Source organism: Thermococcus sp. LS2 (assembly GCF_012027375.1).
GTDB lineage: Archaea > Methanobacteriota_B > Thermococci > Thermococcales > Thermococcaceae > Thermococcus_B.
On the sequence record NZ_SNUI01000008.1, the window covers coordinates 1 to 12,678 of the forward strand.

15 protein-coding genes, 1 tRNA gene and 1 pseudogene are annotated in these 12,678 nt (G+C 41.1%); 6 read left to right on the forward strand and 11 right to left on the reverse strand.

Annotated features, from left to right (window positions below):
* The first annotated feature begins 200 nt into the window (after positions 1-200).
* Entirely contained in the window at positions 201-323 is a 123-nt protein-coding gene (locus E3E24_RS12995) for a hypothetical protein (RefSeq protein WP_255454077.1), read from the forward strand.
* Positions 324-452: 129 nt separating this feature from the next.
* Here the strand turns inward: E3E24_RS12995 and E3E24_RS09830 are convergent.
* From E3E24_RS09830 to E3E24_RS09840, 3 genes are all read right to left on the reverse strand, one after another.
* Positions 453-560: transfer RNA gene (locus E3E24_RS09830), tRNA-Met, on the reverse strand.
* A 221-nt stretch (positions 561-781) separates the two neighbouring features.
* Positions 782-1,537, reverse strand: a complete 756-nt coding sequence (locus tag E3E24_RS09835) for a bifunctional fructose-bisphosphatase/inositol-phosphate phosphatase (RefSeq protein ID WP_167885932.1) — start codon at positions 1,535-1,537, stop codon at positions 782-784.
* Between the two features lie 2 nt (positions 1,538-1,539).
* A complete protein-coding gene (locus tag E3E24_RS09840; RefSeq protein ID WP_167885931.1) occupies positions 1,540-2,346 on the reverse strand; it encodes a DUF63 family protein in 807 nt (268 codons plus the stop codon).
* 96 nt (positions 2,347-2,442) lie between these two features.
* On the opposite strand from E3E24_RS09840, the gene E3E24_RS09845 reads away from it, so the two are divergent.
* On the forward strand, positions 2,443-3,483 hold the full coding sequence (locus E3E24_RS09845; protein ID WP_167885930.1) for an NAD(P)-dependent glycerol-1-phosphate dehydrogenase: 1,041 nt from the start codon (positions 2,443-2,445) through the stop codon (positions 3,481-3,483).
* Positions 3,484-3,512: 29 nt separating this feature from the next.
* Complete coding sequence (locus tag E3E24_RS09850; protein WP_167885929.1) at positions 3,513-3,941, forward strand: UPF0179 family protein; 429 nt, start codon at positions 3,513-3,515, stop codon at positions 3,939-3,941.
* Between the two features lie 9 nt (positions 3,942-3,950).
* Here the strand turns inward: E3E24_RS09850 and E3E24_RS09855 are convergent, their stop codons facing one another.
* From E3E24_RS09855 to E3E24_RS09865, 3 genes are read right to left on the reverse strand one after another with little or no spacing between them, the layout of a single operon-like run.
* Positions 3,951-4,946, reverse strand: coding sequence for a biotin-dependent carboxyltransferase family protein (locus E3E24_RS09855; protein WP_167885928.1), 996 nt, complete (start codon positions 4,944-4,946; stop codon positions 3,951-3,953).
* Positions 4,943-5,635, reverse strand: coding sequence for a 5-oxoprolinase subunit PxpB (pxpB, locus tag E3E24_RS09860; RefSeq protein ID WP_167885927.1), 693 nt, complete (start codon positions 5,633-5,635; stop codon positions 4,943-4,945). The genes E3E24_RS09855 and pxpB overlap by 4 nt, the downstream gene beginning before the upstream one ends.
* A 4-nt stretch (positions 5,636-5,639) precedes the next feature.
* Positions 5,640-6,407, reverse strand: a complete 768-nt coding sequence (locus tag E3E24_RS09865; RefSeq protein ID WP_167886069.1) for a LamB/YcsF family protein — start codon at positions 6,405-6,407, stop codon at positions 5,640-5,642.
* Positions 6,408-6,771: 364 nt separating this feature from the next.
* Between E3E24_RS09865 and E3E24_RS09870 the strand changes: the two genes are divergently transcribed.
* Complete coding sequence (locus E3E24_RS09870; RefSeq protein WP_167885926.1) at positions 6,772-8,286, forward strand: sodium/proline symporter; 1,515 nt, start codon at positions 6,772-6,774, stop codon at positions 8,284-8,286.
* 21 nt (positions 8,287-8,307) lie between these two features.
* Here the strand turns inward: E3E24_RS09870 and E3E24_RS09875 are convergent, their stop codons facing one another.
* Complete coding sequence (locus E3E24_RS09875) at positions 8,308-8,772, reverse strand: hypothetical protein (protein ID WP_167885925.1); 465 nt, start codon at positions 8,770-8,772, stop codon at positions 8,308-8,310.
* 65 nt (positions 8,773-8,837) lie between these two features.
* On the opposite strand from E3E24_RS09875, the gene E3E24_RS09880 reads away from it, so the two are divergent.
* Positions 8,838-9,323, forward strand: a complete 486-nt coding sequence (locus E3E24_RS09880; protein WP_167885924.1) for a type II toxin-antitoxin system VapC family toxin — start codon at positions 8,838-8,840, stop codon at positions 9,321-9,323.
* Between the two features lie 46 nt (positions 9,324-9,369).
* Here the strand turns inward: E3E24_RS09880 and E3E24_RS09885 are convergent, their stop codons facing one another.
* The 4 genes and pseudogenes from E3E24_RS09885 to E3E24_RS09900 all read right to left on the reverse strand — a co-directional run bounded on the left by E3E24_RS09885 (position 9,370) and on the right by E3E24_RS09900 (position 11,186).
* Positions 9,370-9,765 (reverse strand): hypothetical protein, encoded by a 396-nt coding sequence (locus tag E3E24_RS09885; RefSeq protein ID WP_167885923.1) that lies wholly within the window; start codon positions 9,763-9,765, stop codon positions 9,370-9,372.
* Positions 9,743-10,069, reverse strand: a complete 327-nt coding sequence (locus tag E3E24_RS09890; RefSeq protein WP_167885922.1) for a hypothetical protein — start codon at positions 10,067-10,069, stop codon at positions 9,743-9,745. Before E3E24_RS09890 ends, E3E24_RS09885 begins: the two co-directional genes overlap by 23 nt.
* Positions 10,029-10,902: pseudogene (locus E3E24_RS09895) on the reverse strand (DNA-3-methyladenine glycosylase). The gene E3E24_RS09890 and the pseudogene E3E24_RS09895 overlap by 41 nt, the downstream one beginning before the upstream one ends.
* Positions 10,899-11,186: a hypothetical protein gene (locus E3E24_RS09900; RefSeq protein WP_167885921.1), complete on the reverse strand. Its 288-nt coding sequence runs from the start codon at positions 11,184-11,186 to the stop codon at positions 10,899-10,901. The pseudogene E3E24_RS09895 and the gene E3E24_RS09900 overlap by 4 nt, the downstream one beginning before the upstream one ends.
* A gap of 142 nt (positions 11,187-11,328) precedes the next feature.
* Between E3E24_RS09900 and E3E24_RS09905 the strand changes: the two genes are divergently transcribed.
* Positions 11,329-12,678 carry a nodulation protein NfeD gene (locus tag E3E24_RS09905; protein ID WP_167885920.1) on the forward strand — a complete coding sequence of 450 codons (1,350 nt, stop codon included), beginning with the start codon at positions 11,329-11,331 and terminating at the stop codon, positions 12,676-12,678.

The window sequence follows — 12,678 nt, forward strand, 5'->3', positions numbered from 1 at the left end:
GGTTAAGGCACAAGAGCTGCAGGAATACTTAGCAGAGACTCCATGACACTCTTTTTCGTTGTTTTTCTGTTTCAAAATACAGTGAAATAGCTTCAGCAATATTCCTGAGCGCTCCTTCAATTGTTTCTCCTTGGCTCATGCAGCATGGAGCCCATTCTTGAGAACATTTATCTTACTTTCCAAATTGAAGTGGTTCAGCAGTGCTGGTTGAAGGGGACATTTACGAAAGGCACGGGAGGATTAAAGGGCTTTCGGTAAATCTTGGTGTGACAATACTCTACTCTGGATTGGGCGGAGAAAATACAGTCAAGGCAGTAGCTTGAGTGATAAAACATAATAAGGTACAAAGAGATTCACAAGATCCGTTGTGGAGGGTTTGCTCTTCGAGAAGCTCGGCATGGAAGGAGATTACGCCGAGAAGAGAAGTTCTGAAATTTTTTCTGAAGGTAGAATGGTGCCGGGGCGGGGCTTCGAACCCCGGATCTCCCGGTTTCTCAGGCTCCCCCGAAGGGGAGTCGCCCTATGAGCCGGGCGCTTTGACCAGGCTAAGCTACCCCGGCACGCCCGCATATACCTCCTTATGATGCATTTTTAAATCTTTCGTTAGCAGGAGAGGGGGAGAAGAATCTCCCCCGTCTCCTATCTTACCCACTCTCCCTCTCTTTTTTATTACTGGGGAAACTACGTTTCCCATGCCTTTCCTTTCCTCTCAACTATTGAGGAACCCCACTCTCTTGCCTATATTATAAGTGAGGAATGTGTTGGTTCTCGGATGATGTTCCTAAATGGTCTCAAGTATCAGCTTGAGCAATCTTTTGTCGTTAACTGCTATGATGTTCAGCTTTTCGGAGGCGCTTAAGTCAAATTTCAGCTCCTTCCCAGTGTCATCGGTTATTATTGCTCCAGCTTCTTTAGCTATTAAAGCACTCGCCGCTATGTCTGTTGGTCTTACGTAGTTCCTAATGTCTAAAACTCCATCGAGAGAGCCTTTTGCCAAGTATGCAAGCTCTATCGCAATAGCTCCAAGCACTCTAATGCGCTTAACCTTATTTATCAGCTCTACGCCTCTTCCCCTCGTGTAAAAGCTTATCGCTATTGCTTTCTCGTTGAGTTCTCTGACATGAATTAATCTGCCATTGAGATAAGCTCCTTCCCCAGAAATTCCCTCATAAACGCTCTTTGTCATAAATTCATAGAGCATTGCGTACTCTGGCTTGCTACCTTTAAACACAGCAAAACTGAAGCCGAAAATTGGAATACCGTGGATGAAGTTGAACGAACCATCAACGGGGTCAACTACAATTGTGTAATCACTTCCAACATCAATATTTCCAATTTCTTCGCTAACAATATTCACACCAAGAGGTTTTAGTGCGTTAAGAACAATATCCTCGGCAATCTTGTCAACGAGTTTTGTCTTATCTCCGCTAGGACTAACTCCAATAACTTTCCCACCTTCGGGCTTCCCAAAAAGAGGAAGTATCTCCTTCTCAACTTCCTTTGCAATATTTAAGGCAATTTCATTCCATTCATACATTTTCAAACCCCCATGAGCATTCTTAATAGATTTCTCGTTCCCGGAGCAAATCCGAGAATAAAAATCACTGTTTTGATGAAATCCATAAGCTCTTTATCACTTTCGGTTTCTTGCAATTCTCTCATGAGATAGAGCGCCACCATTAGGGTTACAAACTTTAAGAGATACATAACTGCTGCTGTTCCAGTTAGATTTATCAAAAATCTTGGAAGGACATGTTGTTCCCAATAGCCCATGAACTGGATGCCAACAAAAGTAGTTGTTGCATCATAAAAGTGGGCATAGAAGAGGTAGCTGTTTTCTCTAACGAGCTCAATTTTTTTAGTCATTAAATAGATAATGCCTTCCGCTATTATCACAGCTGGGATGAAGTACTTTAGCACAATCCAAGTGAAGTGAACTTTATCCAAATGTGTCAGCAACATAACGAAATCAAAGCCTACCAGTGCCCAGCCAAAGTAGAGAAACACCTTTCTCCAGTCTTCAAAGAGCTTATGTGCAATAAGTAGTGCGGTGAAGGTTATTGCAAAAGTAAGCACATATATTCCAGGAGTCACTGTTAAATACGTCCTTGGATAGATAGTTGCATCAGTTAATGCCCTCGTAAATGCTCCAAATATCATGTAAGGGATTAACGCTCTAAAAAATGCATTGTCGTATTTTATTCCCAGCCGTTTTAGGATTTTGTAAACTCCTAAGGCCGCTATTCCCAAAATGATTGCGTAGGTTAGTGTGTTAACGACATTATAGCCAGTGTTGTATTTTATCGGATTCACGAAGTACTCTTGGAATATCTCACTTAATCCCATTTAATCACCACTAAGAGTTTGCCCTTTCTAATTAAAGCTTTTCTTTCCAATTAATTTTTAAGCTTCGAGAGAGAAATATAAGCAAAGGTGATGGTCATGCACTTAATGGAATTACCTCGCGAGGTTCTTCTTGGAGAAAATTTGAAAGATAAGGTCGGAGAAGTTGCTAAAAGGCTAAAATTAGGCGAAAGAGTCTTGATTCTTTATGGGCCTAAAACTAAAGAGATTGCTGGAAGGGAGGTTAAGCATCACTTAAAAGAAAGCTTTGATGTTCACAGTTTAACAATTAAAAAAGCTTCAATGAAAGAAGTTGAGAAAACATTTGAGAAGATAAAAAATGAGAATATTCAATGGGTTGTTGCTGTCGGCGGTGGGAGCATAATTGATGTTGCCAAACTTGCCTCATTCAAGAGTGATATTCCTTTCATCAGCTTCCCTACAACTGCTTCTCATGATGGTATAGCAAGCGCAAATGCTTCAATTAAAGACCTTAATGCTAAGACTTCGATAAAGGCAAAGCCGCCAATAGCTGTTATCGCCGATGTAAAAGTCATCAAAACTGCCCCATACCGCTACTTAGCCGCTGGAGTTGGGGACATGATTTCTAACTTAACAGCAGTAAAAGACTGGCAGTTAGCACATAAGCTCAAGGGAGAATATTACAGCGAGTATGCGGCTTCTCTTTCTTTAATGAGTGCCAAAATGGTGATAAAGAACGCTGACATTATAAGACTGGGTAATGAAGAAAGCGTTAGAAAAGTGATAAAAGGCTTAATTTCAAGTGGTGTTGCTATGAGCATAGCTGGTTCTTCGAGACCAGCAAGTGGAGCTGAGCATCTTTTCAGCCATGCCCTGGATTTAATTGCTCCTAAACCAGCCCTACACGGTGAGCAATGCGGTGTTGGAACGATAATAATGGCCTATCTTCATGGACTAAAGTGGCAGAAAATTAGAGAAACCTTAAAGAAGGTCAACGCTCCAACAAATGCATATGAACTAGGTATTGATCCGGAGTATATTATTGAAGCTCTAACCATTGCGCATACAATCAGACCTGAGAGATACACCATCTTGGGAAAGGATGGTTTAACGCGAGAAGCAGCTGAAAAAGCTGCTAAAATCACTGGAGTTATTTGACTATCACCATTCACGTAGGAGGTGTCAGAATGGTAATCACATTAGTTGGTGAAAAGTTAGCTAAACCTGGTGTTGAATTCATTTATTACGGCCCAGCTGACCCATGCAAAACCTGCAGATTAGCTAGGGTCTGCGTTGGGAACCTAGAGCCGGGAAGGAGGTATAAAGTGGTACGAGTAAGGAACATAGAGCACTCCTGTCCCCTCCATGAAGGAAAAGTCAGAGTCGTTGAGGTCGTTGAACCTTCTATAGAGGTGGCAATAGAGCCTAGGCTTGCAATAGTTGGTTCAAAGATAAAGCTGAGCTTCGTTGAATGCGATGATCCAGAAAAGAGGGACATAATTAGGCCAGAGGGGCTTTTTGAAGGGGACACTGTTAAAATCCTTGAAATTGTCGGTGAAATCGAGTGCAACGGTAAAAAATACAAAGTAGTCAAAGTTATGAGGGAGAAGGAGTAGTTCCCTTTTCTATTTCTCTTTTTCTACAAAAACCATGAACTCTTCTCCAAACGCTTTTATCTTGTAACCTCTCACTTCTCCATCAAGGAGACGCTTGATGTTTCTGAATAAAAATTCCCTCTTTCTAAGCAGCTCTTGGGCTTCTTCCACATTTATTGCTTTGAATCTCAGCTTTCCTCCCGCTCTTGTTTGGGCAACCTTTGGCACATCAACTCTTGCAACTACCCCAATTTTTGCATAACCTCCCGTTGTCTGCCTATCAGCTAGCATGATTATTGGCTTCCCGTTGGCTGGAACCTGAATAGCTCCCAAAGGAATTGCATCGGTGATTATGTCTGCCCCTTTTTCGGAGTGCTCTATCTCTGGACCTTCCAGACGATAGCCCATTCTGTCTGAATTTGGCGTGACTTCATAAGTTGAGCTTAGAAAAGTTTCAATGCCTTTTTCTGTGAAATGCTCGAGCTGAGGGCCTAGAATCACTCTAATTTCACTTTCGTTTGAGTAGCGTGGGATTAATGGTTCTGGCAGAACTCTTCCTTCTTTCCCTGTCAGAATTGCATATCCAAGCTTGAGCTTATCTCCCTGCTTCAAAGCTCTCCCAAGCTTTGCCCTTAAATATGTTGAACAGCTTCCAAGGATTTTATCACATAAAATTCCACCAGCGAATGCTATATATCCATAAACACCGCTCTTTAGAGTTCCTATCTCAAGAACATCTCCCCGCTTAGCCCAATGGCTCTGCCAAGGCTCAATAGGAACACCATTGAGCTTGACTTCAACATTTCCAGCAACTGCAAAAACTGCTGAGGAGTGAAATTTTATCGTGGGACCTTTTAAGACAAATTCGATTAAAGGGGCATTGTCATGATTCCCAACGAGGTAGTTAGCTAAGCGCGCACTCATTTCGTCCATGACTCCGCTAACGGGGATTCCAAACTTCTGGTAGCTGTGTCTTCCAAGGTCTTGGATTGTAGTGAGGGATGGAACATTAATGAGCTCAATCATTTCTGCTCGCCCCACTCTCTCTTATAAATTTCCCAAAACTCTTCCTCACTTATCGGTACGAACTTGACGTAATCACCCGGCTGTAACAGAGTTGGTGGATCTTTCTCTGGAGTGAAAAGTCTTAGCGGTGTTCTCCCAATCAGTCTCCATCCGCCGGGGCTTTCTATGGGATAAATACCTGTCTGCTTTCCAGCTATGCCAACACTCCCTGCTGGCACTTTCAAGCGTGGCTTTTCTAAACGAGGAGTTGCAATCCTTTCATCCATTCCTCCAAGATAAGCAAATCCCGGCGTAAATCCAAGCATGTAAACTCTATAGAGGGGCTTTGAGTGAATTTCGATGACATCATCAATAGTCAAACCGTTATGCTGAGCTACAAACTCAATGTCTGGTCCAAATTCTCCACCATAGACCGTCGGAATTTCTACAATCCTTGGCTTTTCTTCTTTTGGTTCCGCTGAGAGGAAAGGCTTAATGGCATCGAGGGCTTCTTGATAGCTGAGCTTGAGTGGGTCATAATACACATAGATGCTTGTATAGGTGGGAACAACTTCAATAAGCCAGTCTGGAGAGGCTTTTTCTATGGCATTGGCAACTGCATGGACTTTTTTGTTAATTCCCTCGTCTATTCTATCCCCAAAAATAATAACTAAAGCAGAGTCTCCAGCTGGTTTGAACTGAGGGAACATGGAATCACCTTATAACTTCCTTCATTGGCACAATCTTGATTCCTTCTTCCTCTAAGCGCTTTCTAATGTATGCTGTAATCTCAAGAGCTTTTGGATTGTCACCGTGGACGCAAATTGTATCAGCTTTAAGCTCAATCCACTCACCGTTGATTGCTTTAACGCCACCATCCTTGACCATTGAAATTACTCTTTCCGCTATAAGCTCCTTATCGTGAATTACTGCACCTTCTTTGCTCCTTGGAACTAGGGTTCCATCTGGGTTGTAAGCCCTATCAGCAAAAACTTCGTGAGCAACTTTAAGCCCCATCTCCTCGGCAATCTCTAAGGGTTTTGAGAGTGATAATCCTACAAAAATCAGCTTTTTATCAAAATCTGCTATCCCCTCAAGAACTCCCCTTGCAAGCTCTTCATCTGTGACTAAAGCATTATAGAGAGCTCCATGGGGTTTAACATGCTGTAGCGTTAAGCCTTCTGCTTTAACAAACGCATATAAAGCTCCAATTTGGTAAAGAATATAATTCCTCGCTTCTTCTCTCGTTATCTTCATGTATCTCCTACCAAAGCCCATAAGGTCTGGGTAGCCTGGGTGAGCACCTACTTCAACGCCGTTTTCTTTTGCAAGCTTTACAGTTTTTCTCATTACTAATGGGTCTCCAGCGTGCCAGCCGCATGCAACGTTGGCTGATGTAATGTATTTCATAACTTCCTCGTCCATGCCGAGTTTGTATCTTCCAAAGCTTTCACCAAGATCAGAATTGAGGTCAACTTTCATGAGCATCACCAAAAGAAGCTACCATTTACAAACTTAAAAGTTTTTTCAAGGTCGAGCATCATGTCTTATTTGTTTCTGAATATGCTCCTATTGTATTTACATTGTACAATGAAATTCGGGGAAATATTCATCATTTATTTCACTATTTTAGAAACATTTCTCATCGAAGTTGTCAAAAATTACCTAACATAGAAACTAACTTGACGAAAAGTATATATTTGCCAAGGCAATATATTTACAAATGATAACCAACAGGAGGCCTTGAAATGCCAGCGTCTATCGTCTTTTTGTGGTTTGGAGTACCTGTGATATACGTTTTGTTAGCTTTGGCATATTTCTTCCTTAGCAAAGACGAGGAGGGAGCATGATGGACATAATAGTAGCTTCCTTTGTGGTCTATCTGGTGGCAATGATAGCTATTGGAGTACTAACATATAGGATAGGCAGCGAATCGATAGAGGGATACTTCCTTGGAAAGAGGCGCTTTGGACCATTTACAATAGCCCTTACCCACCAAGCAACAGCAATGAGTGGTTATATGTTCCAAGGAATGCCCGGTAAAGGATACTCTTTAGGATTCGGAAGTGTCTGGGTGCCAATGACAAGTGCTGGTGGGCCTTTAGTGAACTTCACAATACTCGGAAAGAGGCTTAGGAGATTTACAGAGAAAGTAGGAGCAATAACAATTCCAGACTTCCTCGAGGCAAGGTATTATGACCAGAGCCATTATGTTAGAATAATTTCAGTGGCTATAATATTTATATTCCTAACAGCTTATACAGCGGCTCAAACCGTTGCAATGGGTAGAACTCTTGAGTTCCTAACTGGAATCCCATACAAATGGGGAGCTATAATCGGAGCGCTTACTGTTCTCATATATGTTCTTCTTGGTGGATTCGCTGCAGCGGTTTACACCGACGTTGTGCAGGCAGTCCTGATGTTTATTGGTGCCGTTGTTGTTCCAGGACTTGCAATAGCAAAAATCGGTGGATTTACAGCGATGTACGATAAGCTGAATGCAATTGATCCTAAGCTTACCAATGTTTGGGTTGCTCCAATAACACTTCTCGGCTTCCTCGCAATAGGCTACCTTGGCTACCTTGGTCAGCCTCAGCTTCATGTAAGATTCATGGCAATTAAAGATTCAAAGATGCTCAAGTACTCGCTTCTTGCAGCAGTTGTCTGGGCTGTAATAGCTCTCTATGGGGTAACACTTGGTGGTATTGCTGCAAGGGTTCTCCTCCCAGATGTAAAGCCTGAGCTTTCACTAATGGCTTTGACGAAGGAAATGCTTCCGCCTGTTTTTGCTGGAATCTTGATAGCAGCCATGGCCGCGGCAATAATGTCGAGTGCAAACTCATATCTCCTAGTTGTAGCTTCTGCATTAGCGAGAGACATCTACAACAAGATGATAAACCCAGATGCTGATCAAGACAAGCTTGTCTGGATAAGCAGAATCTCGGTTCTTGTAGTGAGCTTGCTATCAATCTACTTAGCACTTGGAGCGACTGAGACAGTGTTCAAGCTAGTTCTATATGCATGGGCCGGCTTAGCGTGTTCATTTGGCCCAGTTGTCATCTTGGGACTTTATTGGAAGAGGGCCACAAAGGAAGGGGCAATTGCAGGTATGATTGTGGGTGCCCTTACAGTCATTGCATGGAAGCAAGCGGGTTTAAGCTGGCGTCCATGGTACGAAATGATACCTGGCTTCGTGTTCTCAATGATTGCAATAATAGTAGTCAGCTTGCTCACTAAAGAGCCACCAAAGGAAATACAAGAAATTGTAGAGTATGCGGCGGGTAAAAAGGTTGTAATAAAAGGAGGAGCGGCCACTCCAGAGCTCAAGACCTTGGCAGGAATCGTTGACGAGCTCTTCTGATTTCCGTTTCCATTTACTTTTCTACTTTTTCTCGTGTTCTTCATACGGCAGAACTTCTATCTCCTCTCCAGTTATACTGTCCATTAAAAAGTACCTATCTCCCTCTTTTTTTGCCCAGAAAAGCTTGTATGTAAAGGCTTTCTGAGTTAGCTGATAGGTGAATTTCAAGTATGCATACTTTCTGAACAATAATGCCTCAGCTCGATCCTTTGCAATTTCTTCACTTTTTTCATCGCTTATTTGAGGCTCGAGAATTTTGGCTTTATTATCGATGACACTGATTTCTTCAATTTCAGGAAATATATCTGCGAGATAACCTCTCTGGTTTATTCCATCCACTAAAACGATAATGCTTCCCTTTATATCGCCAAATACTCGTCTTTTTACAACATATGAGAAAACGTATATCCAGACGGGATAGTACACTTCCTTTACTTTTTCTTGATTCTCAGGAATGTAAAGGGGTTTTATTCTTGTAATTTTCATAAACCCGCACCTCATTAAAAGTTTATGACAGATAAAGCTTTAACCCTAACGTTGAACTCATAACCATGTTTGTCATTGATGCTGCAATATTCATTCAGGGAATTGATGTTGAAGGTTATACCACACCAAAAGTAGTGGAAGAAGTGAAAGATCCCGAGTCGAAGCTCTTTTTGGAGAGCTTAATCAGCGCTGGCAAGGTAAGAGTTTTAATGCCCTCAAAAGAAAGCATTGAGATTATTAGGAAGAAAGCCCTCGAGACGGGAGAATTGGATGAGCTGAGTGAAACAGATATTCAAGTTTTGGCTTTGGCGTATGAGCTCAAGGCTATCCTTTTCACTGATGATTACAACCTTCAGAACATTGCTAGAACTCTTGGAATAAAATTTAAAACGCTCAAAAAGGGCATAAGGAAGGTAATCCACTGGAGATATGTGTGCATCGGTTGTGGTAAAAAATTTGAGCGCTATCCAAAGGAGGGCATCTGTCCTGATTGTGGAAGTCCTGTTAGATTGCTTCCAAGGAAAAAGAGAAAGAGGCGTCAGCGCTCATAGGGTTCTTCATCGCTCAGCTTAAATTTACTCATCATCCGCTATAATTTTATCGGATGTAGTATTCAATAAGTTTTCTAAGTTCAAAATTTGGCTCAGTTTTTTTCCTTAAAAACCTTTTAAGCTGTGTGTTTTCAGCTAAAAGCCCGCTCAGCTCTATAGCCAAAATTTTATTGTCCTCACTAACTCCATAAGCTTTGTATCTGAGAGGCGCCCACTTTTTTTCAAGGTCATAAACCCTCTTTTCAAGCTCTTTAATTTCGTTCTCCAGCTTCTCAACGTCTCCCCGTGAAGTTTTAAATTCTCCAGTAAGAATTATCCTCAAGATGTATTCCTCACTAACTCGGTATTTTTCACTGAGGCTTTTTATTTTCTTCCGAAGATCTTCATTAATTTCAATCTCAATTTTTCCAAATCCTCTCTCAGGTCTTATTTTCAAGAGCACGCTTTTTCTCCTCCAGTTCCTTTCTCAAAGCTTCATTTTCTTCTCTCAGCTTCTCACTCATTTCACGCATGAATTCTCTATCTTGCAGAGCTTTTTCATAAAACCTCTCAAGAGCTTCAAGTTGGTCTTCGATTTCTTTTAGCTTCTCCTCAAGCTTGGCTTTCTTTTCATTAAGAAATGCTTCTCGTTCAGCTTTTAAGGTTTCTTCAGCTTTTTCAAGATTTTCCTCAATTAATTTTATAATTTCAGTCTCGCTGAGCTTTTTAAGCTCCTTGAACTTCTCTTTTGGAAGAATTATCTCCATGAAGTTCACCTTTTTCTCTCTTTTCCATTTCAGTCTTTCTGTCATAACATAAGATGTAGAATGCTAGTAAGCTCTTCCACTTTCCATAAGGCTCTATAATCTCTCTCACGTCTTTTTCTTTTACTTCTTTAACCTTTTTTCCCAAAAATCTTAGCAATCCCTCTTCTCAGACCCAAATCTCCAGCTGGGTAAACATTTCGTCTGAGTCCATAAAGGAGGAAAAGCTCAGCGCTCCATTTCCCAATTCCTCGGAATTTTGTAAGATACCTTATTGCCTCTTGCTCTGTTAAATGGTCAAGGCTTAAATTGAGCTTCCCTTTTAGATAAAGGTCAGTAAGCTCTCTAATGTATTCTGCTCTATACCCGAGCTTTGCTTTCTTCAGATCTTCAATGCTCAGCTCTGATATGTCCTCTGGCTTTGGAAACACGTATAGATCTCCAATTTTCTTGCCAGCTAGCTCAACTAAATTCCTAATAGTTCTCATAGCAAATTCGAAACTCACTTGTTGTTGGGCTATTGTTTCAACGAGGGCTTGATACTTATAAGGTGAAGCAGGAATCGTTAATCCATAAAACTCTTCGATAAGGAATGCAAACTTTGAATCTTGAATTTCATTGTAAAATTTCTCTAAATCGGTGTCAAGTCCAAGAATGAACTTAATTTTCTCTTTTGCGTCTTTCTTTTCTTTTGATGAAAGATAATATGGCAGATAAAAGTTCTCTCCATCAAAACCAACTATACCGTAATCTAAAGCTTGCCAGAATATCCCCTTCCCGTATTTCCAAGTTTTGTTCTTTATCATCTCATGGGTTACCTTTTTAAGGTCTATCATTTTAACCATTGATCAAGTTTGACTGGATTTTCCTTTATATCCTTTAGGGTAGAGACATAGAGACGTTTCCCATCTTGAGAACGTTTAATTTTTAACTCATTGGTCTCCTCTAAGAACAACATGATTTCTTTAATTTCTCTGTCTCTTATTCCAAACTGCTCTTGTAGGAATTCCCAAAATGGCTCTCTATTTGAGTACTTTGCTGTATTTCGTATAATCCTCCATGCAGTTTTAATTTTCTCATTTCCTCTAGCGACCTTGAATTTTTTAATTTCCTCTCTCATAGTCCATCAGTAAAAGATCTCGCTTCTTCTTTATAGTTTTTTCGAGATTTCTGGATATTTAATGTGAATCTGAGCGTTAGTAAAAATAGAGAGAAAACTTTAATTAGTTTGAAGGAACAAATTTTATACAAGGTGGTGATAAATGCGAAAAGTTCTATTGTTTATAGCGTTATTCATACTTCTCACACCTGCATTTGCTCAAGCTAAAACCGTTTATGTAGCTCAGATTAGGGGCCAAATAACCTCATATACCTATGATCAATTTGATAGATACATAAGCGAAGCAGAAAAAGCGAATGCAAATGCTATAATCATTGAGCTTGACACACCTGGAGGAAGAGGAGACGCAATGCAGAACATAATACAGAGGATTCAGACTGCAAAAGTGCCCGTTATAATATACGTTTACCCCTCTGGGGCCATGGGAGCTTCTGCTGGAACATACATAGCATTGGGATCTCACTTGATAGCAATGGCACCGGGAACCAGCATTGGAGCTTGCAGACCAATTCTCGGTTATTCTCAAAATGGAACCATAATTGAGGCTCCAACCAAGATTATAAACTTTTACGTAGCTTATATCAAAAGTCTTGCCGAAGCAAGCGGAAGGAATGCAACGATTGCTGAAAAGTTCATACTCGAAGATTTAAGCATAACACCTGAAGAAGCACTGAAGTATCATATCATTGAAGTTATAGCCTATGATTTGGATGACCTTCTCAACAAGGCAGATGGAATGAAGACAAAGCTCCCAGTAAACGGGAAGTATGTAACATTAGACCTAAAAGGTGCGCAAATTATGTATCTGCACCCTACCCTCAAGGACAAGTTGATTACATACGTCACAGACCCAGTTATTGCTTATGTTCTCTTAACCCTTGGAATCTGGGCGCTGATTCTAGGATTCTTAAGTCCGGGATGGCATGTCCCAGAAACTACCGGAGCAATAATGATTGTCCTTGCAATAATCGGCCTGGGATACTTCGGCTACAGAAGCGCGGGACTTTTGCTTATATTCCTTGCAATTCTGTTCTTCATAGCCGAGGCATTAACCCCAACATTTGGTCTGTTCACAGTTGCTGGATTTATCTCGTTTGTTTTGGGCAGCATATTCCTATTCAGCGGAGGTGGTGGCGTGGATTATTTAGTAAGCAAAGAAGTGTACACACAGCTTAGGCTCGTGATAATAACAATTGGTGTCTTATTAGCGTTGTTCTTTGCCTTTGGAATGGCAGCAGTAATAAGAGCTCACAGGAGAAAGGCTCAAACTGGAAAAGAAGAGATGATAGGTCTCACTGGCGAGGTCATTGAACCTCTCGTGCCCGAAGGCATGGTAAAAATCAGAGGTGAACTTTGGAGAGCAGTTAGCAAAACTGGAGAAAACATAAACATCGGTGAAAAAGTCAAGGTCGTTGGAATGGAAGGGCTGAAGCTTATTGTTGTTAGGGAAAAAGAGAAAAAGTTTGAGGAAGAAAGTAAAGGTGGTGAATGA